Annotated in this window: 26 protein-coding genes; 4 read left to right on the forward strand and 22 right to left on the reverse strand. The window is 55.1% G+C overall.

Annotated elements, in window-relative coordinates:
- Positions 1-3 precede the first annotated feature (3 nt).
- The 14 genes from kdpC to H8K27_RS04100 form a co-directional block, all read right to left on the reverse strand.
- Positions 4-576 (reverse strand): potassium-transporting ATPase subunit KdpC, encoded by a 573-nt coding sequence (gene kdpC / locus H8K27_RS04035; RefSeq protein WP_186861885.1) that lies wholly within the window; start codon positions 574-576, stop codon positions 4-6.
- Positions 577-589: 13 nt separating this feature from the next.
- A complete protein-coding gene (gene kdpB / locus H8K27_RS04040) occupies positions 590-2,671 on the reverse strand; it encodes a potassium-transporting ATPase subunit KdpB (RefSeq protein ID WP_186861886.1) in 2,082 nt (693 codons plus the stop codon).
- Between the two features lie 11 nt (positions 2,672-2,682).
- Positions 2,683-4,500 carry a potassium-transporting ATPase subunit KdpA gene (gene kdpA / locus H8K27_RS04045; RefSeq protein ID WP_186861887.1) on the reverse strand — a complete coding sequence of 606 codons (1,818 nt, stop codon included), beginning with the start codon at positions 4,498-4,500 and terminating at the stop codon, positions 2,683-2,685.
- Between the two features lies 1 nt (position 4,501).
- Entirely contained in the window at positions 4,502-4,591 is a 90-nt protein-coding gene (gene kdpF, locus H8K27_RS04050) for a K(+)-transporting ATPase subunit F (protein WP_186861888.1), read from the reverse strand.
- A gap of 353 nt (positions 4,592-4,944) precedes the next feature.
- Complete coding sequence (locus H8K27_RS04055) at positions 4,945-5,733, reverse strand: TorF family putative porin (RefSeq protein ID WP_186861889.1); 789 nt, start codon at positions 5,731-5,733, stop codon at positions 4,945-4,947.
- A gap of 192 nt (positions 5,734-5,925) precedes the next feature.
- Positions 5,926-6,588, reverse strand: coding sequence for an ABC transporter ATP-binding protein (locus tag H8K27_RS04060; protein WP_186861890.1), 663 nt, complete (start codon positions 6,586-6,588; stop codon positions 5,926-5,928).
- Positions 6,585-7,292 (reverse strand): ABC transporter permease, encoded by a 708-nt coding sequence (locus H8K27_RS04065; RefSeq protein WP_186861891.1) that lies wholly within the window; start codon positions 7,290-7,292, stop codon positions 6,585-6,587. The genes H8K27_RS04060 and H8K27_RS04065 overlap by 4 nt, the downstream gene beginning before the upstream one ends.
- A 16-nt stretch (positions 7,293-7,308) precedes the next feature.
- Positions 7,309-8,121 (reverse strand): 3-methyl-2-oxobutanoate hydroxymethyltransferase, encoded by an 813-nt coding sequence (gene panB / locus H8K27_RS04070; protein WP_186861892.1) that lies wholly within the window; start codon positions 8,119-8,121, stop codon positions 7,309-7,311.
- 130 nt (positions 8,122-8,251) lie between these two features.
- Positions 8,252-8,599 carry a DMT family protein gene (locus H8K27_RS04075; RefSeq protein WP_186861893.1) on the reverse strand — a complete coding sequence of 116 codons (348 nt, stop codon included), beginning with the start codon at positions 8,597-8,599 and terminating at the stop codon, positions 8,252-8,254.
- Between the two features lie 82 nt (positions 8,600-8,681).
- On the reverse strand, positions 8,682-9,167 hold the full coding sequence (gene folK, locus H8K27_RS04080) for a 2-amino-4-hydroxy-6-hydroxymethyldihydropteridine diphosphokinase (RefSeq protein WP_186861894.1): 486 nt from the start codon (positions 9,165-9,167) through the stop codon (positions 8,682-8,684).
- On the reverse strand, positions 9,164-10,531 hold the full coding sequence (pcnB, locus tag H8K27_RS04085; RefSeq protein WP_186861895.1) for a polynucleotide adenylyltransferase PcnB: 1,368 nt from the start codon (positions 10,529-10,531) through the stop codon (positions 9,164-9,166). The genes folK and pcnB overlap by 4 nt, the downstream gene beginning before the upstream one ends.
- Positions 10,528-11,205 (reverse strand): histidinol-phosphatase, encoded by a 678-nt coding sequence (locus H8K27_RS04090; RefSeq protein ID WP_186861896.1) that lies wholly within the window; start codon positions 11,203-11,205, stop codon positions 10,528-10,530. Before H8K27_RS04090 ends, pcnB begins: the two co-directional genes overlap by 4 nt.
- Before the next feature lie 16 nt (positions 11,206-11,221).
- Positions 11,222-11,896 carry a DnaA regulatory inactivator Hda gene (gene hda / locus H8K27_RS04095; protein WP_186861897.1) on the reverse strand — a complete coding sequence of 225 codons (675 nt, stop codon included), beginning with the start codon at positions 11,894-11,896 and terminating at the stop codon, positions 11,222-11,224.
- The gene (locus H8K27_RS04100; protein ID WP_186861898.1) at positions 11,893-12,978 is read right to left on the reverse strand and encodes an AI-2E family transporter; all 1,086 of its coding nucleotides are present in this window, start codon (positions 12,976-12,978) and stop codon (positions 11,893-11,895) included. Before H8K27_RS04100 ends, hda begins: the two co-directional genes overlap by 4 nt.
- A gap of 189 nt (positions 12,979-13,167) precedes the next feature.
- Here H8K27_RS04100 and purM point away from each other — a divergent pair, with 189 nt between their 5' ends.
- The 4 genes from purM to H8K27_RS04120 all read left to right on the forward strand — a co-directional run bounded on the left by purM (position 13,168) and on the right by H8K27_RS04120 (position 17,013).
- The gene (purM, locus tag H8K27_RS04105) at positions 13,168-14,211 is read left to right on the forward strand and encodes a phosphoribosylformylglycinamidine cyclo-ligase (protein WP_186861899.1); all 1,044 of its coding nucleotides are present in this window, start codon (positions 13,168-13,170) and stop codon (positions 14,209-14,211) included.
- A 302-nt stretch (positions 14,212-14,513) separates the two neighbouring features.
- On the forward strand, positions 14,514-15,962 hold the full coding sequence (locus H8K27_RS04110; protein WP_186861900.1) for a S41 family peptidase: 1,449 nt from the start codon (positions 14,514-14,516) through the stop codon (positions 15,960-15,962).
- Positions 15,959-16,327: a hypothetical protein gene (locus H8K27_RS04115; RefSeq protein WP_186861901.1), complete on the forward strand. Its 369-nt coding sequence runs from the start codon at positions 15,959-15,961 to the stop codon at positions 16,325-16,327. The genes H8K27_RS04110 and H8K27_RS04115 overlap by 4 nt, the downstream gene beginning before the upstream one ends.
- A gap of 134 nt (positions 16,328-16,461) precedes the next feature.
- Positions 16,462-17,013 carry a DNA-3-methyladenine glycosylase I gene (locus tag H8K27_RS04120; RefSeq protein WP_186861902.1) on the forward strand — a complete coding sequence of 184 codons (552 nt, stop codon included), beginning with the start codon at positions 16,462-16,464 and terminating at the stop codon, positions 17,011-17,013.
- A gap of 14 nt (positions 17,014-17,027) precedes the next feature.
- Here the strand turns inward: H8K27_RS04120 and H8K27_RS04125 are convergent, their stop codons facing one another.
- The 8 genes from H8K27_RS04125 to H8K27_RS04160 form a co-directional block, all read right to left on the reverse strand.
- Positions 17,028-17,909 (reverse strand): proteasome-type protease, encoded by an 882-nt coding sequence (locus tag H8K27_RS04125; protein WP_230418859.1) that lies wholly within the window; start codon positions 17,907-17,909, stop codon positions 17,028-17,030.
- A 75-nt stretch (positions 17,910-17,984) separates the two neighbouring features.
- Positions 17,985-18,797, reverse strand: a complete 813-nt coding sequence (locus H8K27_RS04130; RefSeq protein WP_186861903.1) for a transglutaminase family protein — start codon at positions 18,795-18,797, stop codon at positions 17,985-17,987.
- Positions 18,798-18,846: 49 nt separating this feature from the next.
- Positions 18,847-19,794: an alpha-E domain-containing protein gene (locus H8K27_RS04135; RefSeq protein WP_186861904.1), complete on the reverse strand. Its 948-nt coding sequence runs from the start codon at positions 19,792-19,794 to the stop codon at positions 18,847-18,849.
- A gap of 13 nt (positions 19,795-19,807) precedes the next feature.
- Complete coding sequence (locus H8K27_RS04140; RefSeq protein ID WP_186861905.1) at positions 19,808-21,235, reverse strand: circularly permuted type 2 ATP-grasp protein; 1,428 nt, start codon at positions 21,233-21,235, stop codon at positions 19,808-19,810.
- 77 nt (positions 21,236-21,312) lie between these two features.
- A complete protein-coding gene (locus H8K27_RS04145) occupies positions 21,313-23,352 on the reverse strand; it encodes a sodium:solute symporter family protein (RefSeq protein ID WP_186861906.1) in 2,040 nt (679 codons plus the stop codon).
- Positions 23,353-23,360: 8 nt separating this feature from the next.
- Positions 23,361-23,630 (reverse strand): DUF4212 domain-containing protein, encoded by a 270-nt coding sequence (locus tag H8K27_RS04150; RefSeq protein ID WP_186861907.1) that lies wholly within the window; start codon positions 23,628-23,630, stop codon positions 23,361-23,363.
- 1 nt (position 23,631) lies between these two features.
- Positions 23,632-25,164 carry a sensor histidine kinase gene (locus tag H8K27_RS04155; RefSeq protein WP_186861908.1) on the reverse strand — a complete coding sequence of 511 codons (1,533 nt, stop codon included), beginning with the start codon at positions 25,162-25,164 and terminating at the stop codon, positions 23,632-23,634.
- Positions 25,161-25,874, reverse strand: coding sequence for a response regulator transcription factor (locus H8K27_RS04160; protein ID WP_186861909.1), 714 nt, complete (start codon positions 25,872-25,874; stop codon positions 25,161-25,163). Before H8K27_RS04160 ends, H8K27_RS04155 begins: the two co-directional genes overlap by 4 nt.
- Positions 25,875-26,085 lie beyond the last annotated feature (211 nt).

Here is a 26,085-nt window from a genome sequence, read left to right on the forward strand (position 1 = left end):
GGCTTATTTCTTCAGTTGATCCAATGCGAGGTTAAGTTCCAGCACATTCACACGCGTCTCGCCCAGAATACCGAATTGCGCAGACTCTGTATATTTTTCCAGCAAAGGACGAATCTGCTCTTGCGCGATGCCGCGCACGCGGGCGACACGCTGCAACTGATATTCGGCAGCGGCCGGGCTGATGTGCGGATCGAGGCCGCTGCCGGACGCCGTCACCAGATCGACCGGAATCGCCCGGGTATTGGTCGGGTCGGCCTCGTGCAAAGCCTTGATGCGGTCTTCCAGCGCCGCCTTCAGCGCCGGGTTGGTCGGTCCCTGATTGGCACCGCCGGATGCCAGGCCGTTGTACGAGAAAGTCCCGCTGGCCGAAGGGCGGCTCCAGAAGTATTTGGGATCGCTGAAGGTTTGCCCTATCAGTCTGGAGCCGAGCAGCTTGCCTTCTTGTTGTATCAGGCTGCCGCCGGCCTGGTCGGAAAAAGCGACCTTGCCGACGCCGGTCACCGCCAGCGGATAAACGATGCCCGTGATGGCGCTCAGTACGATGAAAGAGCCGATTAAGGGACGCAGAATTTTCATGACAGGATTCCTTTTAAGCCAGACCGAGTACGGTCAGGATGATATCGATCAGCTTAATGCCGATAAATGGCACAATCAGGCCGCCCAGACCGTACACCAGCAAATTGCGGCGCAACAGGATATCGGCGCCGAGCGGACGATATTTGACGCCTTTTAATGCCAGTGGGATCAGGAACACGATAATCAGCGCATTGAAAATCACTGCCGACATGATGGAGCTGGCCGGGCTGCTCAGATGCATCAGATTCAGCGCGTTCAGTTGCGGATACGTCGTCGCGAACGCGGCCGGGATGATCGCAAAATATTTGGCCACGTCGTTGGCGATACTGAAGGTCGTCAGCGAGCCGCGCGTCATCAGCATTTGTTTGCCAATTTCGACGATTTCGATCAGCTTGGTCGGATTCGAATCGAGATCGACCATGTTGCCGGCTTCTTTTGCTGCCTGCGTGCCGCTGTTCATCGCAACGGCCACGTCTGCCTGCGCGAGCGCCGGCGCATCGTTGGTGCCGTCGCCGGTCATTGCCACCAGTTTGCCTTCTGCCTGGTGCGAACGGATCAGCTTGAGCTTGTCTTCCGGCGTCGCTTCGGCGAGGAAATCGTCGACGCCGGCTTCGGCCGCGATCGCTGCAGCGGTCAAACGGTTGTCGCCGGTAATCATGACGGTTTTGATGCCCATTTTGCGCAACTCTGCAAAACGTTCTTTGATGCCACCTTTGACGATATCTTTCAGCTCGATTACGCCCATCACGCGTTGATCGTCAGCCACCACCAGCGGTGTGCTGCCCTGGCGCGATACCTGGTCGACGATGTCGAGTACCGCTTGCGGAAACTGCTGGCCGCTTTCCGCAAATGCCTTGCGCATTGCATCGACCGAGCCCTTGCGGATTTTGCGCACCACGCCGTCGTGCGTCAGATCGACGCCGCTCATGCGGGTTTGCGCGGTGAACGGGATAAACACGGCGCCCAGCGCATGGATGTCGCGTTCGCGCAGCTTGAATTTATTTTTTGCGAGAATGACGATACTGCGGCCTTCCGGCGTTTCATCGGCCAGCGAAGACAATTGCGCCGCATCGGCGAGCTGCTCTTCGGAAATGCCGGGAGCAGGATAGAAGGAGGACGCCTGACGGTTGCCCAGGGTGATGGTGCCTGTTTTATCGAGCAACAGCACGTCGACGTCGCCGGCAGCTTCGACCGCGCGGCCGGATGTGGCAATCACGTTCGCCTGCATCATACGGCTCATGCCGGCCACGCCAATTGCCGACAGCAAGCCGCCGATGGTGGTCGGAATCAGGCAGACCAGCAAGGCCACCAGGACGGTGATCGTCACCGGCTGGCCAGCGCCGGAGGCTTCGACGCTGAATTGCGAGAACGGCAGCAAAGTGACGGTGGCGAGCAGGAAGACGATCGTCAGTGCGACCAGCAAAATCGTCAGGGCGATTTCGTTCGGCGTTTTTTGACGTTTGGCGCCTTCGACCATCGCGATCATACGGTCGAGGAAGGCTTCGCCGGGATTCACCGTGACCTTGACGATGATCCAGTCGGACAGCACGCGGGTGCCGCCGGTGACGGCGCTGAAGTCGCCGCCGGATTCGCGGATGACCGGTGCGGATTCGCCGGTAATCGCCGATTCGTCGACCGACGCGACGCCTTCGACCACTTCGCCGTCGGCCGGAATCACGTCGTTCGTTTCGACCAGGATGTAGTCGCCTTTACGCAGGCTGGAACCGTTGACCAGAATCTGAGTTGCATTGTGTTTCGGCGTTTGCAGTTTCTTGGCTCTGACGTCTTGCTTGGCGCTGCGCAGCGATTCCGCCTGCGCTTTGCTGCGCCCTTCGGCGAGCGCTTCGGCGAAGTTCGCAAACAAGACGGTAAACCACAGCCACAGGCTGACGGCGAGAATAAAACCGGCCGGCGCTTCACCTTTGCCGGTAAACGCCTGAACGGTCAGGGCCGTCGTCAGTATGCTGCCGACATACACCACAAACATCACCGGATTTTTCATCTGGATTTGCGGTTGCAGTTTGCGGAAAGCATCGACGATAGCCGGTTTTAAAATGCTGGGATTCAGCAGGGATTGATCGATTTTATGGCTCATTTTCTTCTTTCTTATTGGGCGACCATGATCAGGTGTTCGACGATAGGACCCAATGCGAGTGCGGGAATATAGGTAAGTGCGCCGACGATGATGACCGTACCCAGCAACAGGCTGACAAACAGCGGACCATGCGTAGGCAAGGTGCCGGCGGTCGGCGTCAGGCGCTTTTTCGCTGCGAGCGAACCGGCGACTGCAAGAATCGGTACGATGATCCAGAAGCGGCCGAACCACATCGCGATCGCCAGCATCACGTTATAGAACGGAGTGTTGGCCGACAAACCTGAAAATGCACTGCCGTTGTTATTGGTGGCGGAAACGAAGGCGTACAGGATTTCGGTGAAACCGTGCGCGCCGGGGTTGGCAATGCCGGCTTTACCGTCTGCCGCCAGCACCGCGATGGCGGTGCCAGCGAGGACCAGCAATGGGCCGATCAGAATTGAGATGGCGATCATTTTCATCTCGTAGGCTTCGATTTTCTTGCCCAGGTATTCCGGTGTGCGGCCTATCATCAGGCCGGCGATAAACACGGCCAGTATCGCGAAAATCAGCATGCCGTATAAACCCGCGCCGACGCCGCCAAATACGACTTCACCGAGTTTCATCAGGATAAGCGGAACCATGCCACCCAGCGGCGTGAAGGAATCGTGCATGCCGTTGACCGCGCCGCAAGACGCTGCCGTCGTGATCGTTGCAAACAAACCGCTGGCGGCGATGCCGAAGCGCGCTTCCTTGCCTTCCATATTACCGCCGGCCTGAGACACGAGGGTCGCGTCGTTGACCGATTGATCGATGCCGAGCTTGTCGAACATAGGATTGCCTTGCTGTTCGGCGTAAATCGCAAAACCGGCGAATGCGACAAATAAAATCGTCATGACAGCAAAAATCGCCCAGCCCTGGCGCTTATCGCCGATCATTTTTCCGAAAGTGACGCACAGTGCCGCAGGGATCAGGAAAATCGCAATCATTTGCAGGAAGTTCGCAAACGGCGTCGGATTTTCAAACGGGTGCGCAGAGTTCGCATTGAAGAAACCGCCGCCGTTGGTGCCGACCATTTTGATCGCTTCTTGCGAGGCGACCGGCCCCATGGGCAAAGTCTGCGTCGCGGTGCTTTGCGCTTCGACGACAGGCTTACCGGCGGCATCGAGTACCGGCGCACCGGCAGCGTCGACTTTCGGAACGGTGTAATCGAGTTTTTCGACCAGGTCGGCGGTTTTGTAGCCGTCGAAATTCTGGATCACGCCCTGGCTCATCAGGCCGACCGCAAAAATAAATGCGAGCGGCAGCAGGATGTATAAAGTGCCGCGAGTCATATCGATCCAGAAGTTGCCGATACTTTGCACGGTATGCCGCGCAAAACCGCGTATCAATGCCACCGCGACTGCCAGACCGGTTGCCGTGGACAAGAAGTTTTGCACGCTCAGACCCAGCATCTGCGTCAGGTAACTCATCGTGGTTTCCGGCGTGTAGCCTTGCCAGTTCGTGTTGGTGACGAAGCTGACCGCGGTATTGAACGACGAGTCCGGCGATACCGCAGGCAAAGCTTGTGGATTGAGCGGCAATGTCAGTTGCAGACGCTGCAAGGCGTAAATTGCCAGCACGCCGAGCAGATTAAAGGCGATCAGCGCGACGCTATAGGGTTTCCAGGACATTTCTTCGGCGGGATCGATGCCGAAAATTTTATAGCACAGTTTTTCTACCGGCTGGATCAGCCAGGTCAGCGCATTTTTTTCGCCGTTCATCGCCTTGGCGATGTAGATGCCCAGCGGTACCGCCAGTACCGTCAGTACGCCCATGTACAGGGCGATTTGAAAAAAGGCAGAGTGGTTCATATCAGAATGCCTCCGGTTTCAGCAAGGCATAAACAAGGTAAACAAGCAGCAGCACCGCAACTGCGGCGGCGATAATTTGAAACAGGCTCATGCTTTGCCTCCGAGACGGCTGCAACCCTGGATCAGGGCGAATGTGCAGGCTGAAAATACCAGTATGCAGGCTAGGTATAAGAAATCCATGTGAACTCCAAAGAGAATGGCTGAGTCGATACGATAGGTAAATCGGGATAAAGATGTTGTATAGCTTGTCAGACGACGTGTAAAAATTGCGTAAACGTCTTGCGCATGCAGGACGGCGAGCGTTTAACACCGGATAAGAAGTTAAAAACGGGTGCCGGGAAGCGCTCGTGACACCCGCGAGGCCTTTGCGGCACTGGACGAGAAATCGAGGCTGGCCGCTGCACAACGATGCCGTACTTCGCTATCGCAGCGGCCCAGCGCAACTTAGAAAGTCTTGGTGGCGATCAGTACCAGGCTGTTTTTGCCCATGAACTTGCCGTTGGCCGGCGACGCATAAAAGGTTTTGTCCGCATTGGTGCCGACTGCGGCGAGGCTGACGACCGCGCCGCCGAGATTCTTGAATTCCTTGCTGACGCCGACTTTATAATCGCTGTAGGTCGCCGCGCTGGAGTTGATGCCCTGAACTCTTTGGTAGCCTGCATGCAGGTTCAGATTCAGGCCTTCGCTGAGTTCGATATTCGCGCCGAGATCGAGGTAGCCGCTGTTTTTGCTGTCAACGATGCCGAACAAGGTCGTCACTGCGTGTGAATATTTGATGTAAGCGGGGCCGTAGCCGAGCTGACCGTAGATTTCCAGCGTATTGGCATCTTTCAGTCCGACCTGGTCGAGATGGTTATTCAGGTAGACATAGCCGAGTACGCCGATGTCGTAGCTTACATCTTTTGCGATTTCGCCTTTTTTACCGGCGTAAATATCCCATTCGGCCGGAGTGCTGCCGGCACCGGGCGTATCCTTGATCCATTTGATGGTGGACAGCCATGTGCCCACGTACAGACCGGTCGGATTGTTGTTGAAATCGGCGCCGCCTTGCAATGCCGGTTCCAGGCGGGTTTGCGAGATGCCGCGATAGCGATAGTCGCTCGCAAGGCTGGCATTGAAGCTCAATTCATTGTCAGGTTTCGCTTCGGATTTGGCGTCGTCGGCACAGGCATAGGGAGCACCGGAAGCGGCAAAGCTCGTCAGTATGCAAGCGAACAGAATATTTTTCTTCATGAGGATTCCTATGGTTGGTTCGTCGAGATGGCGAATTGAACACATGAAGAATAGTGGTGTTCGTATAAAAATGTTGCAAAGTCAATTGCAGCGTATATAAAAATTACATAAAAATTAAGTGCTGGTCAGATTTGAAAATAAGGAGTAATCCGCGAATTTTTATAGAGCCACAATAGACGTACGGTCGGCTATTCAAACTTCGCTGGAACGTAGTACTAGCTGACCATCCCGCAATTTCAGCCTTTGCACACCGGGCAGGGCGATCAGTTCGCGGTCATGGCAGACCAGCATCACGCTGCTGCCTGCCTGAATCAGCGTCGGAATCAGGGCGATCACCTGCTCACGCGCTTCTCCGTCGAGATTCGAGGTCGGCTCATCCAGCAGCAGCAGGCGTGGCTCCAGCACTTTGGCGCGCGCCAGCGCGACCCGCTGTTTTTCGCCGCCGGACAGGCTGCGCGCCTGCTGGTTTTGCAAGTGACTCACGCCCGCCCAATCCAGCGCGTGCCGGGTTTTTTCCCTGCAGTCCGGATCGCGCCGCAACCGCAATCCATAAGCAATGTTGTCGGCGACGGTGCCGGAAAACATGACCGGATGCTGGTGTACGTAGACGATGGCCCGGCGCAGATGCGATGGATAAGGGTGCAGGCAGACCGGCTGGCCGAGATAATGCGCTTGTTCCATCCCGGCGGCATGATCCAGACCGGCCAGTATCCGCAGCAAGGTACTCTTGCCGCTGCCATTCATCCCGGTCAGTACATAGGCATGCGCCTGCTCCAGACGGAGTTCCTGAATGTCCAGCAATTGCCGGCTGCCGAACGATTTACGCAAACCCTGAATATGCAATAAAGCGCTCATTGCAGTTGCTCCGCATTCCGGGTATCGCCTTGCAACAGCAGCAGCGCGGCATTCATCAGCAATGCCAGCACAATCAGCACCACGCCAAGTGCGATGCCCTGTGCAAATTCGCCTTTGCTGGTTTCCAGCGCGATCGCTGTGGTGATCGTGCGGGTGACGCCGGCAATATTGCCGCCGACCATCATCGCGCAGCCGACTTCGGATAATACGCGGCCAAAACCGCTGATCAGTGCAGCCATCACGCCGAAGCGCACCTCATACAACACTGTGCGCATGACTTGCCAGCGGTTTGCTCCCAGTGTGATCGCTGTTTCGGCCAGACGCGGGTCGGCGGATTGCACGGCGCTCAAGGTAAAGGCGGTCAGCACAGGAAATGCGATCAGCGCCTGGCCGGCGATGATGCCGCTTTGTGTGAACAGCCAGTGCCAGGCGCCGAATAAGCCCTGGCGGCTCAGCAGCAGATACAGCAACAGTCCGATCAGCACCGTCGGCAACGACAGTGCAGCCTGCACCAGCCAGATAGCAATGCGTCTGCCATAAAAAGTATGGCTCGCAATCAGATAGCCGGTCAGGATCGCTGGCGGTGTGGCGACCGCCAGTCCTGCCAGCGAAGTGACCAGTGATATCCGGATAATCGTCCAGAGCGTCGCATCACCGGACAGCAACAGGACGAATGCCGTATGGATGGCAGAGCTGATATCCACTACAGATGCGCTGCGATCAGAAACAATGTTCTGGAGCCGGGAAGGACTGGTCTTTGACTGCCGCCACATAGGCGGAAACAGCGGCGTCGATACTGCTCTGACCATCCATAAAATTTTTCACGAAACGCGCCTTGCGGCCGGGAAAGACTCCCAGCAGATCGTGCATCACCAGCACTTGTCCAGAGCAGTCGACACCGGCGCCGATGCCGATGGTTGGAATCCGCAATGCTTCTGTCACTTCTTTACCGAGTGCCGCCGGAATCGCTTCGAGCACCAGAATGCTGGCACCGGCAGCCTGCACGGCCAGCGCTTCGGCTTTCAGCAGATCGGCTGCTGCAGTGGTTTTCCCCTGCACCTTATAGCCGCCCAGCTGGTGCACCGATTGCGGTGTCAGCCCCAGGTGGGCACACACCGGGATGGCGCGTTCGGTCAGGAACTGAATCGTCGGCGCCAGCCAGTGACCGCCTTCGAGCTTGACCATGTGCGCTCCGGCCTGAATCAGCTGCACGGCATGGTTGAAGGCCGATTCCGGTGTTGCATAGCTGCCGAAAGGCATGTCTGCCACGACCAGCGCTTTCTGGTTGCCGCGCGCTACCGAAGCGGTGTGATAAGCAATATCAGCCACTGTCACAGGCAGGGTTGAAGTGTGTCCCTGACAGACCATGCCGAGCGAATCGCCAATCAGCAGCATTTCAACGCCACAGCGATCCATCAAAGCCGCAAAACTGGCGTCATAACAGGTCAGCATCGTGATTTTCTCGCCCTGCTCGCGCATCGCGGCAAGGCCAGGAATGCTGACGGCCTTACGGTCTTGTAAATATCCAGCCATACTTTTCTCCAAAGGTGATGCTGCCGCACGCTTTTATATAATCAGTTTTGATCGTGTTTTGTGGCAGCGGGTTAGGTCTCCGCCACACCTGTTATTGAATCAAATGAATCAAATCTGCGGTTGAATCCAGTCAGTTTCTGAAAATAAAATAGACTGCCCCGATCAGGCAGATACCTGCCCACAGATAGTCGAGCCTGAACGGTTGTCCCATGTACAACATGGCAAACGGCACAAAGACACTCAGGGTAATGACTTCCTGCAGGATTTTCAGTTGTGCCAGACTGTATGCAGTGTAACCGATACGGTTGGCCGGCACCTGCAGCAGATATTCAAACAGCGCGATTCCCCAGCTGATGAATGCAGCAATCCACCAGGCTTTACCTGCCAGATTTTTCAGATGACCATACCAGGCGATTGTCATGAAGACATTGGACAGGATCAGGAGTCCGGTAGTTTGGGCGATAACTGGGATCTGCATGGGGAGTATCGGTCAAAATGAGCTGATTGTCGTCGATTTTGCTGGGCTTTTAAAAATACTGGGGGGAGTATCTATGCGGACCTTATTGCTCCGCCAGCCGGAAAATGCCCTGTCCGCTGACTGTCGGCAAATACTGCCTGGCCTCCCCGTGACCGGGAATCCGGATGTCCGGTGCGATTTCCAGTAAAGGCAGCAACACGAAGGCCCGCTGCGTCATCCTCGGATGCGGAACGCTCAGCAGTGGCGTCTGTATTGTCTGATCCGCGTACAGCAGCAGATCGAGATCGAGCGTGCGCGGCGCGTTGCGATAAGGGCGTTCGCGGCCATGCGCCAGTTCCAGTGTCTGTAGCGCCGAGAGCAGAGCCTCCGGCGCCATATCGGTTTTCAGCGCAGCCACTGCATTCACATAATCGTCGCCGCCGGCATCGACCGGGGTGCTGCTGTAGAGCGCGGATGATTGCTGCAGGGAAGTGCCCGGCAGCGCTGCCATCTGGCGGATCGCATGACGTACCGTGTCTGCCGCCGCACCGAGGTTGGCGCCGATGCCGATATACGCGATCACCGTCATTCTTGTGTCGCGGCTGCCTTGCGTGGCGCGCGCCGGCGCGGCTTGCGTTTTTTGGCGATTGGCGCGGCGCCGCTATGTTTCGGTTTGCTGTTGATGAGCTGCTCGCGCTGAGCCGCATCGCCGTTGATGAAGGCTGTCCACCAGTCGCCGAGCTCGGCGTCGATTTCACCGGAGGCGCAACGCAGCAGCAGGAAATCGTAACCGGCGCGCAGACGCTGATGTTCCAGCATTTTGTAAGGCGTTTTTCCGGCCCGTTTTTCAAAGCGCGGCTGCATGGCCCAGATGTCGCGCATATCCGATGCGATCTTGCGCTGGATTGCGAGGGCATCGGTCTGTCGCATCAGCACATCATCGGCGGCCAGATGCAAGGCCGGGATCGGGAATTCGCCGGTTGCTTTATAGGCTTCCCATTTTTCCAGTACCTGATGCCACAGCAGTGAAGCAAACAGGAAGCTCGGTGACACCGGTTTACCTTGCTGCACCCGTTCATCGGTATTGGACAGCGCCAGCGCCACAAATTTTTCGCCTAACGGCTGTTCCAGAACGACATCGAGCAAGGGCATGAGGCCATGATGCAGGCCTTCGCTGCGTAATTGCTGCAGGCATGCCATCGCATGTCCGCTGGTCAGCAGTTTCAGCATTTCATCAAATACCCGCGCTGCCGGTACATTGTTGATCAAGGGCGCCATCACCGCGATCGGCGCCCGGGTTGCCGCGTCAATTTTGAATCCCAGCTTGGCGGCAAACCTTACCACCCGCAACATGCGGACCGGATCTTCCCGATACCGTGCTTCCGGCACGCCGATAATCCGCAAGATTTTTTTGCGGATATCCTGCATTCCGCCGTGATAGTCCAGCACGGTCTGGCTGGCCGGATCGTAGTACATCGCGTTCACAGTGAAGTCACGCCGTACAGCATCTTCATGTTGTTCGCCGAAGGTGTTGTCGCGTAATACGCGGCCATGCTCATCCTTCGGGGCTTCGTCATTGGACGGGCCGCGGAAGGTGGTGACTTCCAGCAAATCCTGACCAAACATCACGTGCACGATCTGAAAACGGCGGCCGATGATGAAAGCGCGCCGGAACAGGCGTTTGACCTGCTCTGGTGTGGCATTGGTCGCGATGTCAAAATCTTTGGGCTTGACGCCGGTCAGCAAGTCGCGCACAGCGCCGCCAACGATAAATGCCTGATAGCCATTGTCCTGCAGCGTCTGGGTAACGCGGATGGCATTGGCAGAGACCAGCTGCGGATTGATGCCGTGTTCCTTGGCTTGGAGTACGGTCGGCGCCACTGACTTTCCCGATTTGCCGGAAGCGGCAGTGTTTTTCACGCCCAGAATTTTACGAATCAGTTTCTTAATCATTGTTTTTCAAACAGCTTAATTTGAGGCCATCCGCGCGCCGCAGCATGTGCGCTGAGCTGGGCATTCGGATTGGTGGCAACCGGATGGGTCACCACTTCGAGTAATGGAATATCGTTGTGAGAATCGCTGTAAAAATGGCTGCTGCCAAAATCAGCGAGCTGCTTTTGCTGCTTTGCCAGCCAGTCATGCAGATGGATCACTTTGCCGTGTCCCGAGGTGGGCACGCCGAGCAGTTTACCGGTGATGTTGCGTTCTGCATCCAGCTCAGGTTCTGCCGCGATCAGGTGCGGCACACCGAGCGCTGTCGCAATCGGTGCCGTGACGAAACGGTTGGTCGCTGTGATGATGGCGATCAGATCTTCCTGGTCCTGGTGCTTTTTCAGCAGGTCGTAGGCTGCCGGCAGCAAGGCAGGCTGAATGACTTCCTGCATGAACTGCGTATGCAATTCATCGAGTCTGCTGCGCGGAAAGCGGGCCAGCGTGCCCAGCGCAAATTCCAGATACTCTGCCGGGTCCAGCGTGCCAGCCTGATACTGGGCAAAAAACGCAGCATTGCGCCGCGCGAATTCTTCTGCATCGACCGCTCTGACGCGGCAGAGGAATTGTCCCCATTCATAGTCGGAGTCGATGGGAATCAGTGTGTGATCAAGATCAAATAAAGCGATGTTGCGCATGAATCGGTTTCCAGGTTCAGGATTGCTGCTGCAGCATCAGTTCCCGCAACAGCGGCAGTGTGATCGGACGCTTGGTCACCAGCGAATAATGATCCAGCTGCTCCAGCATGTGCGATAAAGAACTCATGTCACGTCGGTAATGGGTAATCAGATAGGGTAACACGCCGGCAGAAATCTGTATGCCACGCGCATGGGCGGCGCGTTCCAGCGCATCGATTTTGTCTTCGTCGGTCAGTCCGTGCAACTGGTAGATCAGCCCCCAGCCAAAGCGGGTCCGCAGATCGTCCCGCACATTCAGGATCATGGGCGGATGATTGCCGGCTGCCACCAGAAAGCCGCCGTGCGCCCTTGTTTCATTGAACAGATTAAATGCCGCGATCTGATTCAGCGGCGGCAGCTGTTCGCAGTCATCCAGCAGATACAGACTGACATCTTCGTCGTGATCAAATGCATTTTCCGGAGCGCTGGCCGGAATATAACGTGCCGCAGGGTGGTCTGCCAAAGCGTGCAGCAGGTGCGTCTTCCCGGCGCCAGCTTCCCCCCAGATATAGACGGAGCGTTCGCCGTACTGGCTTGGAATCCGTTGCGAAAACAGCCCCAGCAACTGCGCCAGTTCCGCATTTTGTCCGACCACGAACGTTGCCAGCGATGGCAGGATTTGCGCATCAAGATCTAATAAAAGCTGCCTCATGGCTGACGGTAAAAATGACTGTTCAGGTAAGAACGGCGTAAATGTTTGACGGCCACGGAAATGATCGCCGATGTCGGGAGCGCAACCAGAATGCCGATAAAACCAAACAACTGGCCGAATGCCATCAGGGCAAAGATCACGGTCAGCGGATGCAGGCCGATACGTTCGCCGACCAGCCGCGGCGTCAGGAAAAATGATTCCAGCACTTGACCAAAACCATAAATGATGGCGACTGAAATCAGGCCGCTGAAGCCATTGAATTGCAGTATCGCACCGATCAGCGCCAGTACCAGTCCGAGGCCGTAGCCCAGGTAAGGAATAAACACCAGAAAGCCGGTAATGATCCCGACCGGCAATGCCAGATCAAACCGGGCAATGCTGAGCGCAATTGAATAATAGGCCGCCAGCACGATCATGACCAGAATCTGGCCGCGCAGATACTGGGCCAGAATGTCATCGACTTCATCCGCTGCGCTGATGGTGGCATGCAGCCAGCGCCGCGGGATGAAATGCGCCAGCCGGTGAATCAGGGTGTGCCAGTCCAGCAGCAGATAAAACAAGACGATAGGAATCAGCAGCAGATTGGCAAACATGCCCAACAGCGCAGTGCCGCCCACCCGGATCGAAGACAGCACAGCCTTGCCAATCACGTCACCGCTGCCGGCGACATGCTCGGTCAGCAGGGATTTGATGCCAGCGCTGTCAAGACGCACGTTCAGACCGTAATTGGCCATGAGCGGAGAGATAATTTCGTCGAATTTGTCAAACAGTCGCGGAATCTGATCCTGCAGCTGCGGACCTTCTTTTTGCAGAATAGGGACGATGACCAGCACCATCGCCAGCGCTGCGGCAAAAACGATCACAATCAAACATGTCGCTGCGATGGCGCGCGGCAGATGTAGTTTCCTGAAACGCCAGGCGCACAGCTTATCGACCCAGGGATTGAGCACGTAAGCCAGAATAGCCGCCACGACGAATGGCATCAGGACCGGGCCGAGCAGCGACAGCAGCATGAGCAGCGCTAATGCGACGGCGATCCAGAGCATTGATTGTTTTTGTTCAGTCGTCAAAGAAAAAGGCATTTTTTCTCGTTATTCAATATCAGCGTCAGTCGGGGGCGGAAAGCCCGTTAATGTGCATCCATGCTGATTTTGACCGGAATTGTCCAAAAACAGGTTAATCCGCGGTCATTTTGTTAAAATACCGGTTTTGCCGGTGTTTTCTGGCAATTTCTCTATTTTACCGCCTCAAGCCCCCTACTGACGAATATCATGAGCACTTCTACCCCTGTTTCTCTTTCTTATGCCGACGCTGGTGTCGATATGGTTGCTGGCGACGCTTTAGTCGACGCGATCAAACCGTTTGCCAAACGCACCATGCGCGAAGGCGTGATGGCTGGTATCGGCGGTTTCGGTGCCATGTTTGAAGTCAGTAAAAAATTCAAGGAACCGGTACTGGTATCCGGCACTGATGGTGTCGGCACCAAGCTGAAGCTGGCATTTCATCTGAACAAGCACGATACCGTTGGCATCGACCTGGTGGCCATGAGTGTGAACGATATTCTGGTGCAGGGCGCAGAACCTCTGTTTTTCCTCGACTATTTCGCCTGCGGCAAACTGGACGTAGCGGCAGCGACGGATGTGATCAAAGGGATTGCTTACGGTTGCGAGCAGGCTGGCTGCGCACTGATCGGTGGTGAAACAGCGGAGATGCCTTCGATGTATCCTGATGGCGAATATGATCTGGCTGGTTTTGCAGTCGGTGCCGTCGAAAAATCAAAAATTATCGACGGCAGCAAGATCCAGCCGGGCGATGTGATTCTGGGGCTCGCTTCTTCCGGGATTCATTCCAATGGCTTTTCTCTGGTGCGTAAAATTATCGAAGTCACCAACCCTGACCTGCATGCCGATTTTGACGGACGCACTCTGGGCGAAGCGCTGATGGCACCGACCCGTATTTACGTCAAACCTTTGCTGGCGCTGATGGAAAGCATGGAAGTCAAGGGCATGGCACACATTACCGGCGGTGGTCTGGTGGAAAACGTACCACGGGTGCTGGGTGACACGCTGACCGCGGTATTGCATAAAGACGCATGGCAAATGCCGCCTTTATTCAGCTGGTTGCAGCAGCATGGCGGCGTGGCAGATGCTGAAATGCACCGTGTGTTCAACTGCGGTATCGGCATGGTGGTGATCGTGGCACAGGAACAGGCTGATGCAGCAATGGACCAGCTGGCAGCCGCAGGTGAGTCGGTTTATCGTATCGGCTATATCCGTAATCGCGAAGGGAATGAACATCCTACCCAGGTGATCTGAGCACGCCACACCGTATGGCATAACACAGGTTTCTGAAACCGTTTGCCGATGCTGAAAAGCCGGGTGACAATGACTGATACGGTCATTGTCACCCGGTTTTTTTCATCGGTTACTACAATATGTGGTGAAGAGAACACAGTGGATACTGACAATATTGCGATAAATTTTAATTGCTAAAAAATATTTATAAAAAATACTTTGTGAATAGCAATAAGTCATTATTTTTAATCTACAATCATTATTCTTCTTGGGGAGATCCGGCATGGGTCTTGTGAAATTAATATTGTAGTAATTTTATTATAATGAAAAAAATCCTTTCTCTCAGCTTACTCAGTATCAGTATCCTTACCGCTTGCGGCGGCGGTGGCGGCAGCAGCGTTTCGGTCAGCACTCCCGGCGATACCTCGCAGACGGGCAACGTCTTGCCGCCATCTGCCACACTGGCAAATTTGTGCGCCCAGCCAAGAAGTAATACCGCTGACCGTCAGGGCACGGTGGAAAATGAAAAAGCCTATCTGCGTTCTTTTGTTGACGAAACCTACCTCTGGTATAAGGATGTGCCGACACTGATCGCTGCGAACTATGCGACCCCGCAGGCTTATTTCAAGGACCTGAAAACTACCGCGAAAACAGCGTCCGGTTTGCCGGTGGATCAGTTCCACTGGTCACAGACGACAGAGTCATGGAACGCCGCATCTTCCGGCATTTCGCAGGACTATGGAATCCAATGGGCGGCGCAGGCCAGCTCGCCGCCGCGTAACTGGATCGTGGCTGAAGTGGCACCCGGTTCTCCGGCGGCTCAGGCAGGAATCAAGCGCGGCGACAAAATCACTTCCGTTGACGGCGTCGATTTTGTGAATGACGGCACTCAGGCAGGCGTGGCAACCTTGAATGAAGGATTATTTCCCACCGTTCTGGCAGCACATCGCCTCGGTTTTAACGGACAGGCAGGCATCAGCCTGACTCCTGCGCTGATCAACACAGTGACGGTGCAGAATGTCAAAACGATTCCAACAGCCAGCGGAACGGTCGGTTACTTTACCTTCGACACCCATATCGCCAAATCGGAAGCAGAGCTGATTGCGGCAATCAACCAGCTCAAGGCCGCCAATGTCACTGATCTGGTGATTGATCTGCGGTATAACGGCGGTGGTTTGCTGTATATCGCCAGCGAACTGGCATACATGGTTGCCGGTCCTGTGACAACGAATGGCCGGATTTTTGAAAAGCTGACATATAACGACAAGCTGACATCCAAAAACACGACGTATCCTTTTTACTCATCCGGCACCACCAATCAGAACCTGCCATCGCTGGGCCTGAAGCATGTGAGTCTGCTGGTGACGCATGGCACGGCATCCGCCAGCGAATCCATCATCAACAGCCTGCGCGGGGTTGACGTGACAGTGGATCTGATCGGTGACGTGACACGTGGCAAACCGTATGGCTTTGTACCTCAGGATAATTGCGGTTACACCTATTTCAGCATCCAGTTCAAGGGTGTGAATGACAAAGGTTTCGGAGATTATGCAGATGGCTTCACACCGACCTGCAAAGCGGCGGATGACTACACGCATTTGCGTGGTGATACATCAGAAACCATGCTCAAGACTGCGCTGAGTTATCGCCAGACAGGTATTTGCCCGGCCAATACAGCCGGCGCCAGCATCCTGGGCAATGAAGCAGGTTATGAACTGGTGCGTCCGGCAACGCAGGAAATGCGCATCGTCACACCGATGCCACGCTCATGAAAACCGGATCGATATTCAGCCTGCTGTTGCTGGTATCTGCCTGCCAGATGCCGCAACCAGCATCCGGACAGGCGGCAGTCCTGACGGCACCTGATGCAGACGCGCGGCAGGAGTTGCAGCAGCACATACAGACAATGAGCGGATTCAGTCATGTGCTGCTGTCTGCAAATGATCTGGTACAGAGCAGCGAGCTGGTCATTGAGCGCCGACAGCAGGCGACTCCTCAGGGAGACCTGCTGCAGGGCCGGGATCTGGAAATGCCACATCGTTTCCGTTTGCTGGCGCGCGATGGCCAGTGCTGGCTGGTGCATCTGAATTCAGGGGAGCAGCGCTTATTGGCCAGGGCGAAGTGTCACGTACAATAAGTACCGTATTCCTTCTTCAGCAAACCCTCTGTATTCCGGAAATACAGAGGGTTTTTCACACAATGCAGGCGATGGTTTTGTGTGGACAGCCTGAAATGAACAATTTTTGAATGATCCCAAATAGCGAGATAACCATGACAGTCAGACGTTGCGCCTGGGCGAATCCCGCCAATCCTGTATATCTTGATTACCATGACCATGAGTGGGGCGTTCCCTGCCATGACGAACGGCGTTTGTTTGAAATGCTGAACCTGGAAGGCGCGCAGGCTGGTCTGAGCTGGGAAACGATCCTGAATAAGCGGGAACATTACCGGCAAGCCTTTGATGGCTGGGATGCTGACAAAATCGCTGCCTACGATGATGTAAAAGTGGCGGAATTGCTTGCTAATCCGGGCATCGTGCGTAATCGCCTCAAAGTTGCCGCCGCCATTCAGAATGCCCGTGCCTATATTCAGCTATGCAAGGATGAGGGTGGACTGGATGCTTATTTGTGGCGGCATGTGGCAGGACAGCCCGTGCGCAATCATGGTGAGCGGATTGTTACAACCGCGCTGTCCGATCAGATATCCAAAGACCTGAAAAAACGCGGCTTTAAATTTGTCGGCTCCACCATTATCTATGCCTACATGCAGGCAATCGGTATGGTGCAGGATCATGCTGCCGACTGCGACTGGCATCAGCGCTGAATTTTACTCAGCGCTCAGTGCTGGCGCGGTGTGTGCGATTGCTCGGCAAATGATTGCCGGCGGATATCTGATGCAGAATCCGGCGCGGCATTCGGATGCGATACCATGACAGGCCTGCTGTTTGCATTGACTGCTGAAAATAATGTCTGCGTGCCCGGGTCCTGTGCCTGTCTGTTCCAGGCAGGCGCCGCAATCTCTTCAAAGACGGCTTTCAGCTGCTGTCCCCAGGTGTCGCGGATCATCTGAAAATACGCATTCTTTTCATCAATCGTCACAAAGCGGGTGACAGCAAGGCGATTGTTTTCATAGACCAGCAAGTCCAGCGGTAGACCGACAGAAATATTCGAGCGCAGAGTGGAGTCCATCGAAATCAGCGCGCATTTTGCCGCATCGTCCAGACTGGTCTGCGGGTTGACGACGCGGTCAATAATCGGTTTTCCATATTTGGCTTCGCCAATCTGGAAATAGGTATTTTCATCATGCGCTTCAATAAAATTTCCGGCGGCATAAATCTGAAACAGACGGCAGCGTTCGGTACCGATCTGCCCGCCGAAGATCATGCTGACGTTGAAATCGATACCAAATTCGGACAGCGAGCGCGCATCGCGCTGATGGATGGTTCGCACGGTTTCACCGAGGATGCGCGCCGCTTCATACATGTCCGGTACATTCCAGATCGTATTGCCATTGGCATCGGTGTAGTCTGACAGCTGTTCCCGGATCGATTGTGAAATAGACAGATTGCCCGCCGTCATCAGCACCATCATCCGTTCGCCAGGATTTTCAAAGACCGACATTTTCCGGAACGTGCCGACCTGATCCACACCGGCATTGGTGCGTGAGTCTGACAGAAAAACGAGTCCGGCGTTGAGGCGCATGCCAACACAATAAGTCATAAATGCAGTTCATGAAAACGAAAGGGAATGGCAGGATTTTACTCCACGATGCAGGTTTTCTGCGCTGTGGCGGGATCAGCCGGTTGTGACCAGTACTTGCGCAGACATCGTCTCCTGGCCGCCGCCGCGCCGGACCCCGCGCACAGGCGCGGCTGAATCATAATCCCGCCCGATCGCCAGCCGGCAATATCCGGTATCCATCAGTCTGGCATGGGTCACATCTATACTGATCCAGCCGTGGTAATCGCCGTCCTGCACCCAGACATCCACCCAGGCATGGGTTTCCGCATGTTCTCCCGACCCCGGATCAATGTAGCCTGAGACATAGCGGGCCGGAATGCCGCGACTGTGGCAGCAGGCAAGGAACAGATGCGCGTGGTCCTGGCAGACGCCGCATCCCTGCACGAAAACCTCGTCTGCGGTGCTGGTGACCTGCGTGGTGCCGGCGCGGTACAACACAGTCTGCTGAATGTGAATCGCCAGTTGTATGGCTTCTGCTGTGCTGATTTCCTGAAGGCGGGGAACAGATTGCTGCGCAAATTCACGGATAGCTGCACCTGCGGCAGTCAGCGTCGTCGATACTGTAAACAGCAGCGGTGACATTCTTTCCTGATCAAGTATGCGGCCATTCAGAAGCGGATGGATTACAACGGTGCCGCTGGCGAGAATGCTGACCCCCTGATGCGGCTGAGTGATCGTCAGCGTGTGCGACAGATTGCCGTAGGCATCGCTGAATTTGCGCAGCTGGCCATTGGTCTGGATACGCCATTCCAGCGTTTGCTGATGCGTTTCAAGGCGCGGCGTCAGTCTTAGCTGTTGTATGGTGTAGGAGGAAGCAGCAGAGTACTGATAGGTTGTCTGATGCCGGATATGGAGTTGCTTGCTCATTCGGATTCCGATTCATTCCAGAAGGCTGTCCTTTTCCGGTGTGCCGGATTCAGGCTGCAAACGGTACCAGAAAATCGCGGCTGATACGGTTACCCAGTTCAAAAATTGCTTCCAGAAATTCTGTCAGCGTATCGTGCAGGCCGGCACTCAGGATATCTTCAATCCGGGCAAAGCGGAGATCGGCATGCAGTTTTCCTGCAAAACGTTCGGTGTCGGCAGAAATATCATTGCGGATATCCGCCAGATTTTGCACCACTTCGTCCATGCAGGCCAACAGGGAGCGAGGCATATCGCCGCGCAACATCAGCAATTCGGCGATCCGCTCCGGCGTGATCACATCACGATAGACTTTGCGGTAAATTTCAAAACCCGATACAGAGCGCAGCAGGGCTGCCCAGTAATAAAAATCTCTCGGAATCTGTTGCCGCAACTCATGACTCTGAGCGCCGTGAAATTTCACATCGAGAATGCGTGCCGTATTGTCCGCCCGTTCCAGGAATGTGCCGAGCCGGATGAAACTGACCGCTTCATCCTTCAGCATCGTACCGAGCGTCACGCCGCGCGACAGATGAGAGCGGAATTTAACCCATTCAAAAAAATGGCTGGGATCCTGTTCCAGAACACCGCTGCCGAGCTTGTCCTGCATGTCCAGCCAGGTGGCATTTTGTGTTTCCCAGACTTCGGTGGTCAGGGTGCCGCGGACAGCGCGTGCATTTTCCCGGGCTTCCTTCAGGCAGGATGCAATCGACGAAGGGTTCATCGGGTCGCGCACCATGAAATCGAGCACATCGGCTTTGGTCAGCAGGCCGTAGTGGTGATCGTATGCCGATTGCAATTCTGAAATTCCCAACATGGCGCGCCAGCCTTTTTCCGCCGCCTCGGCAGATTGCGGCAGCATCGAGGTCTGCACGTGGACATCCAGCATTCTCGCGGTATTTTCAGCCCGTTCGGTATAACGTGCCATCCAGAATAAATGATCTGCAGTACGGCTTAACATGGCGCTGCTCCGTTCAGTTTTCGAGAATCCAGGTGTCTTTGGTACCGCCGCCCTGCGATGAATTGACCACCAGTGAACCTTCCTGCAAGGCTACCCGGGTCAGTCCGCCCGGCACCATCGATACCGACTGGCCTGACAATACAAACGGCCGCAGGTCGATATGACGCGGGGCAATCCCATTTGCCACGAAGGTTGGGCAGGTTGACAGCGCCAGTGTCGGTTGTGCGATGTAAGCGTCCGGTTTAGCGATCAGACGCTGCCGGAAGGCCTCAATCTGCTGCTGCGTGGACGCCGGACCGACCAGCATGCCGTAGCCGCCCGCACCATGCACTTCCTTGACCACCAGCTCAGGCAAATGGGCCAGCGTGTAAGCCAGGTCTTCCGGTTTGCGGCACTGGTAAGTCGGGACGTTGTTCAATACCGGTTGTTCCGACAGATAAAACCGGATCATGTCCGGCACATAAGGGTAAATCGATTTGTCATCGGCCACACCGGTGCCGATGGCATTTGCCAGCGTCACCCTTCCTGCGCGGTAGACTGACAATAAACCGGGCACTCCCAGCGACGAATCCGGTCTGAACGCGAGCGGATCAAGGAAATCGTCATCGATGCGGCGATAGATGACATCGACTCTTTTCGGTCCGCGCGTGGTACGCATGAACACGGTATTGTCATCGATGAATAAGTCCTGCCCCTCAACCAGCTCGACGCCCATCTGCTGCGCCAGAAATGCATGTTCGAAGTAGGCTGAGTTATACATACCCGGCGTCAGCACCACGACTGTCGGGTTGTCGATTCCCATGGGAGCGACGGAGCGTAAATTATCCAGCAGCATGTCCGGATAGTGATCCACCGGCGCGATCCGGTTGCTGGCAAACAGCTCAGGAAACAGCCGCATCATCATTTTCCGGTCTTCCAGCATATAGGAAACACCGGAAGGCACACGCAGATTGTCCTCCAGCACATAAAACTTTCCCTGACCGGCACGCACAATGTCGACGCCGGCAATATGTGCATAAATGTCGGAGGTGACGGAAATCCCCTGCATTTCGGGGCGGTACTGGGCATTTTTAAAAATTTGCTCCGGCGGGATGATGCCGGCACGGATAATGTGCTGTTCATGATAAATATCATGGATGAACATATTGAGCGCCCTGACGCGCTGCACCAGACCACGCTGCAAATGCGTCCATTCGCCGGCAGGAATAATCCGCGGAATCATATCAAACGGAATCAGCCGCTCGGTGCCGGCATCGTCACCGTACACCGCAAACGTAATGCCGACGCGGCGGAATGTCAGATCCGCCTCAGCCCGTTTTCTGCGCAGGCGTTCTTCAGGCTGCTGGCTCAGCCAGTGGCAGAACTCCCGATAATGCGGGCGGGGGACGGCACCGTTGCCAGCGGATTCATCTGCGGTCATTTCATTAAAAAAAGTCGCCATATCCTGCTCTTCCGCTTGTTCTGGTCAACGTAACTTTATCAAGAAACGTGCCAGATCATTCGCCTCAGCCGGCAGCTTCAGGGGGCGCGGATATAATCAATCAGCTCCTGCACCTGCTGATCCGGTCTGGGCGTCAGCAGGCTGACGATGCAGATGGACAAAAAGCCCGCCGGAACGCCGAATACCCCGGCCGAGATGGGCGCAATATTCCACCACTGATTCAGACTGCTGCCGCCGAACAGGGGATGTGTGTGCACCATATAGAACACGCAGACCACAAAGCCGGCAATCATGCCCGCAATTGCACCCTGGCGGTTCGCACGTTTCCAGAAAATGCCCAATACCAGTGCGGGGAACAGCGTTGATGCCGCCACCGAAAATGCCGCGCCGACCAGTGACAGGATATCTGCCGGTTTCAGCGATGCCACATAAGCCGCAATCAGCGCCACCACCAGCAGAAACAGTTTGGAAATAGTGACCCGTTTCTGCGTGGACGCGGTCGGGTCGACGATTTTGTAATAAATATCGTGAGACAGCGAGTTCGAGATCGTGAGCAGTAATCCGTCCGCCGTCGACAGTGCCGCCGCCAGGCCGCCAGCCGCCACCAACCCTGCCACAACATATGGCAGACCGGCAATTTCCGGTGTCGCCAGCACGATGATATCGCCATCAATCGTGATTTCAGACAACTGTACGATGCCGTCTTGATTGATATCGATAATGCTGACTAAGGGATTAATTTTATCGACGTTCGCCCAGTAGGTGACCCAGGAAGGGAGTTTGGAGAATTCGCTGCCGACCAGTGACGTGTAAATATCGTATTTCACGATAATCGCCAATGCCGGTATGGTGATGTACAGCAGCATGATGAAGAACAGCGACCAGAAGACAGAATCCCGGCTTTCTGTCACAGACGGCGTGGTGTAATAACGGGTCAGCAAGTGAGGCAGGGCTGCGGTGCCCATCATGAGACACAACACCAGCGCCATGAAATTATTCCGTTTGTTGTCCGCTTCCGTTTTATCCTTCGCGGCATACGGGGTGTATTGCGCAAAATTTGGCTGGGACTTTTGCAGATACATATTCCTGGTTTCTGCCCAGCGCAATCGCGCTTCTTCCGGCGAGACCGGATAATTCGCCAGATCGCGGCTTGCTGTTTTGATGTCGATCAGCGAGCCATTTCCGGCTTTCAGTTCATCCAGTTTCTTTTGCAATTCATTGCGTCCGCTCTCCCACGATGCGGGTAACTGCTGGATTTTTTTGTCAAACTCACCTGCCCGGGTCTGGTAGATGGCGCGTACCTGTTGCTCTTTCGGATCGTTGGTGAACTGCTTTTCCTTTTTTACCAGCTCCGGTAAAAATGCGCCATACGATATCTGCGGAACAGGATTGTCACTGTGCTTGGCGGACAGCCAGGCAACCGGAATCATGAATGCAATGATGATGATGATGTACTGCGAAACCTGGGTCCAGGTGACTGCCCGCATGCCTCCGAGAAAAGAGCAGACCAGAATGCTTGCCAGACCGAGGAAAATACCTACCGAAAAATCAACCCCGGTGAAACGTGAAGTGATCAGGCCGACACCGTAAATCTGCGCCACGACATAAATGAAAGAAATAAAGACCGTCGCCAGCACGGCCAGAATACGCACCTGATTTTTATCCTCTGCATCAGAAAAACGGGTGCCTAAAAAATCAGCGATTGTGTACTGGCCAAATTTACGGATATACGGCGCGATCAGCATCGCCACCAGACAAAAGCCGCCAGTCCAGCCGATGATGTAGGCCAGCCCGTCAAAGCCCTGCAAATACAGCCCGCCGGCAAGGCTGAGAAAACTTGCCGCTGACATCCAGTCGGCAGCCGTTGCCATGCCGTTGAATACCGCTGGTACCCGCCTGCCTGCAACATAGTATTCCGTGATGTCGGACGTCCGGCTGACCAGCCCGATTCCGGCGTAAATCACAATTGTGGCGAACATGAACAGGTAACCGATCCATGCCCGCGGCACACCTTCTTTTTCCAGAATCGTCAGCACAATCAGGAAGATAAAAAACAACAGGGTGTACCAAAGATAATAACTGGTCAGTCTTTGCGTAAAGCGCTGTTGCGGAGTCATGCTGAGCCTTATGATGTTGAGCGCTGTATCCAGCGCATGCAGACCGAATAGACCGCCAGGATCAGGACATAACTCAGGGTCAGCCCTTGTGCTGCCAGATAAAAAGACACCGGCCAGCCGAAGATCGTCAGGGTCGATAATTCACGGGCAAAAAACAGGCTGCCAAATCCCAGCATAGCCCAGCAAAGCAACAGGAAAATCGTCAGATGCCGGGTACGTCTCCAGTAGCGGGATGGCGCGGTTGCTGGCGCTGATGGCGGATTCGGTGGCGAATTCATATCATGCGGTCTCGTTGACAAATTCATCGTAGGGATTTAAGCGGAATGCAATCCGGAATACGCAGCCGGGAAACTGCGGATCCTGAGGATGTGGGTTATCCAGAATATCAATCTGTGCGCCATGTTTCTGAACGATTTCCCGCACGATGGCCAGCCCCAGTCCGCTGCCCTGGACATTGCTGCCCAATATCCTGTAAAAACGGTCAAACACATGCTCTCGTTCGGCTTCGGGAATGCCGGGACCGTTATCCTCGACTTCAATCAATGCCAGCTCCTGAGGAGCGCTCACGCTGACTCGCACGGTGACACTGTGTCCCGACGGCGTATAACGCAGGGCGTTATCCACCAGATTGCTCAGCATTTCCCGCAGCATGACCGGATCGGCAAAAATTATGACGGCATACTCGGGCTGCTCAAATCCCAGATCGATTTTTTTTGTAAACGAGGCCGGAATCCAGTCGCGCACTACCTGCATCGCCAGTTCATTCAGATTGACTGGTTCAAAAGGTTTGGTTGCCGTGGTTTGGTTTTCGGCTTTTGCCAGTGCCAGCAGCTGATTGACCAGCCGGGTGGCTGCTTCAGAGCTGGTGGACAATTGCAGCAGCGAGCGCCGGATTTCTTCCTGATCCTGCTGGCGCAGAGCCAGTTCAGACTGCATGCGCATACCGGCCAGCGGGGTTTTCATCTGATGCGCAGCGTCGGCAATAAAGCGCTTTTGTATTTCTATCGTTTGCGCCAGACGGGCCAGCATCTCATTGAGCGAATTGACCAGCGGTGTGATTTCTTCCGGCACCTGGCGCGAATCAATCGGGCTCAGGTCATCCGGTCTGCGGGCCCGGATACGTTGTTGCAATTCCGCCAGCGGCGACAGTCCGCGGCTCAGCGCGAACCAGACCAGCGCTAGCGCAATTGGCAGAATAATGAATTGCGGCAGCACCACGCCTTTAATAATCTCATTGGCCAGCACCGCGCGTTTTTCCAGCGTTTCCGCGACCTGTATCAGAATCAGCCGGTTATCCCCGGCAGGCTGACTGAGCGTGGGCCGGATAACATCGACATAGCTGTAAGCAACGCGGAAATCGATGCCACGCAGGGTCAGATTACGGAACTGAATATTGCCTGACAGTGTTTTATCCTCGTCCGGCGGCAGTGGCAGATCGGCATCTCCGTCAATGACTTCCCCGCGCGCATTTTTCACCTGAAAATGCACATGATCCAGATCATCTGCCCGCAGGATATCCCGCGCCGGTTTGGATAGCTGGGTAATCGCCTGGCCATCAAATTCTTTCACCTGTTGCGCCAGCACCAGCACCTTGTCTTCCAGCGCCCGGTCAAAGGGTTGATTGGCGATCGACTTGGCGACCAGATAGGTGATCGCAATACTCATCGGCCATAGCAGCAGCAGGGGAGCCAGCATCCAGTCCAGAATTTCTCCGAACAGTGAACGCTGTACTTTTTCTTCGGGCTGGCTCAGCAATGAATTTTCCGGCGCTCCGGCACTCGCTTCCTGAGGCTGGCGACGGTCTTCTGTCATGGTGTTCCGGAATCTGCAGGCGCAGCCTTGGCCGTGGGCGCGACAAAGAATTTTTCCAGGCAATAGCCCAGACCACGGACCGTGGCGATACGAACGCCATCGATTTCAATTTTCTTGCGCAAACGGTGTACATAGACCTCAATGGCATTATTGCTGACTTCCTCACCCCATTCGCACAGATGATCCACCAGCTGTTCTTTGGAAACGAGACGGCCCGTCCTTTGCAATAACACTTCCAGCAAACCCAGTTCACGCGCCGACAGATCCAGCATCTGATCGTGGATATAGGCGATGCGGCCAACCTGATCGTAACTCAGCGGGCCGTGCCGGATGACGGTGGGGCCGCCGCCAGCCCCGCGCCGGGTCAGCGCGCGGACACGCGCTTCTAGCTCCGACAGGGCAAAAGGTTTTGCCATGTAATCATCCGCACCCAGATCAAGCCCCTTCACACGCTGTTCCACCGAGTCCGCCGCAGTCAGAATCAGCACCGGCAAATGGGAATTGCGTGCCCGCAAGCGCCGTAACACTTCGAGGCCGCTCATTTTAGGCAGCCCCAGATCGAGGATCAGTAAATCAAAATCCTGTGTCGATAGCGCCGAGTCTGCTTCTTGTCCATTACCGACACAATCGGTGGCATAACCGGACTGGCGCAATGAACGGGTCAGCCCGTCCGCCAGAACGCTGTCATCTTCTGCTAACAAAATTCGCATGATGAATATCTAAGTGAGGAGTTGTCTCTGAATTTATTTTTACAGATTATGCAACTTGTGCCGCCCGCTGGGCAATCAATTCCTTGTAAATCAGCATAAGCACTTTCAGCGCGGCAGATTTCCGTGTTGAACAATTAAGGTTCGCAGCGCATGATTGATCAGATGGAAAATATTTTTATGATGAATTGCAAATTCTTCACTTGTTTTCATC

The sequence above is a fragment of the Cognatundibacterium griseum genome, assembly GCF_014284195.1.
GTDB classification, from domain to species: domain Bacteria; phylum Pseudomonadota; class Gammaproteobacteria; order Burkholderiales; family Burkholderiaceae_D; genus Undibacterium; species Undibacterium griseum.

Coding starts and splice junctions, on each gene's coding strand:
- kdpC (WP_186861885.1), bottom strand. CDS start 576: ATGAAAATTCTGCGTCCCTTAATCGGCTCTTTCATCGTACTGAGCGCC.
- kdpB (WP_186861886.1), bottom strand. CDS start 2,671: ATGAGCCATAAAATCGATCAATCCCTGCTGAATCCCAGCATTTTAAAA.
- kdpA (WP_186861887.1), bottom strand. CDS start 4,500: ATGAACCACTCTGCCTTTTTTCAAATCGCCCTGTACATGGGCGTACTG.
- kdpF (WP_186861888.1), bottom strand. CDS start 4,591: ATGAGCCTGTTTCAAATTATCGCCGCCGCAGTTGCGGTGCTGCTGCTT.
- H8K27_RS04055 (WP_186861889.1), bottom strand. CDS start 5,733: ATGAAGAAAAATATTCTGTTCGCTTGCATACTGACGAGCTTTGCCGCT.
- H8K27_RS04060 (WP_186861890.1), bottom strand. CDS start 6,588: ATGAGCGCTTTATTGCATATTCAGGGTTTGCGTAAATCGTTCGGCAGC.
- panB (WP_186861892.1), bottom strand. CDS start 8,121: ATGGCTGGATATTTACAAGACCGTAAGGCCGTCAGCATTCCTGGCCTT.
- H8K27_RS04075 (WP_186861893.1), bottom strand. CDS start 8,599: ATGCAGATCCCAGTTATCGCCCAAACTACCGGACTCCTGATCCTGTCC.
- folK (WP_186861894.1), bottom strand. CDS start 9,167: ATGACGGTGATCGCGTATATCGGCATCGGCGCCAACCTCGGTGCGGCG.
- pcnB (WP_186861895.1), bottom strand. CDS start 10,531: ATGATTAAGAAACTGATTCGTAAAATTCTGGGCGTGAAAAACACTGCC.
- H8K27_RS04090 (WP_186861896.1), bottom strand. CDS start 11,205: ATGCGCAACATCGCTTTATTTGATCTTGATCACACACTGATTCCCATC.
- hda (WP_186861897.1), bottom strand. CDS start 11,896: ATGAGGCAGCTTTTATTAGATCTTGATGCGCAAATCCTGCCATCGCTG.
- H8K27_RS04100 (WP_186861898.1), bottom strand. CDS start 12,978: ATGCCTTTTTCTTTGACGACTGAACAAAAACAATCAATGCTCTGGATC.
- purM (WP_186861899.1), top strand. CDS start 13,168: ATGAGCACTTCTACCCCTGTTTCTCTTTCTTATGCCGACGCTGGTGTC.
- H8K27_RS04110 (WP_186861900.1), top strand. CDS start 14,514: ATGAAAAAAATCCTTTCTCTCAGCTTACTCAGTATCAGTATCCTTACC.
- H8K27_RS04115 (WP_186861901.1), top strand. CDS start 15,959: ATGAAAACCGGATCGATATTCAGCCTGCTGTTGCTGGTATCTGCCTGC.
- H8K27_RS04120 (WP_186861902.1), top strand. CDS start 16,462: ATGACAGTCAGACGTTGCGCCTGGGCGAATCCCGCCAATCCTGTATAT.
- H8K27_RS04125 (WP_230418859.1), bottom strand. CDS start 17,909: ATGACTTATTGTGTTGGCATGCGCCTCAACGCCGGACTCGTTTTTCTG.
- H8K27_RS04130 (WP_186861903.1), bottom strand. CDS start 18,797: ATGAGCAAGCAACTCCATATCCGGCATCAGACAACCTATCAGTACTCT.
- H8K27_RS04135 (WP_186861904.1), bottom strand. CDS start 19,794: ATGTTAAGCCGTACTGCAGATCATTTATTCTGGATGGCACGTTATACC.
- H8K27_RS04140 (WP_186861905.1), bottom strand. CDS start 21,235: ATGGCGACTTTTTTTAATGAAATGACCGCAGATGAATCCGCTGGCAAC.
- H8K27_RS04145 (WP_186861906.1), bottom strand. CDS start 23,352: ATGACTCCGCAACAGCGCTTTACGCAAAGACTGACCAGTTATTATCTT.
- H8K27_RS04150 (WP_186861907.1), bottom strand. CDS start 23,630: ATGAATTCGCCACCGAATCCGCCATCAGCGCCAGCAACCGCGCCATCC.
- H8K27_RS04155 (WP_186861908.1), bottom strand. CDS start 25,164: ATGACAGAAGACCGTCGCCAGCCTCAGGAAGCGAGTGCCGGAGCGCCG.
- H8K27_RS04160 (WP_186861909.1), bottom strand. CDS start 25,874: ATGCGAATTTTGTTAGCAGAAGATGACAGCGTTCTGGCGGACGGGCTG.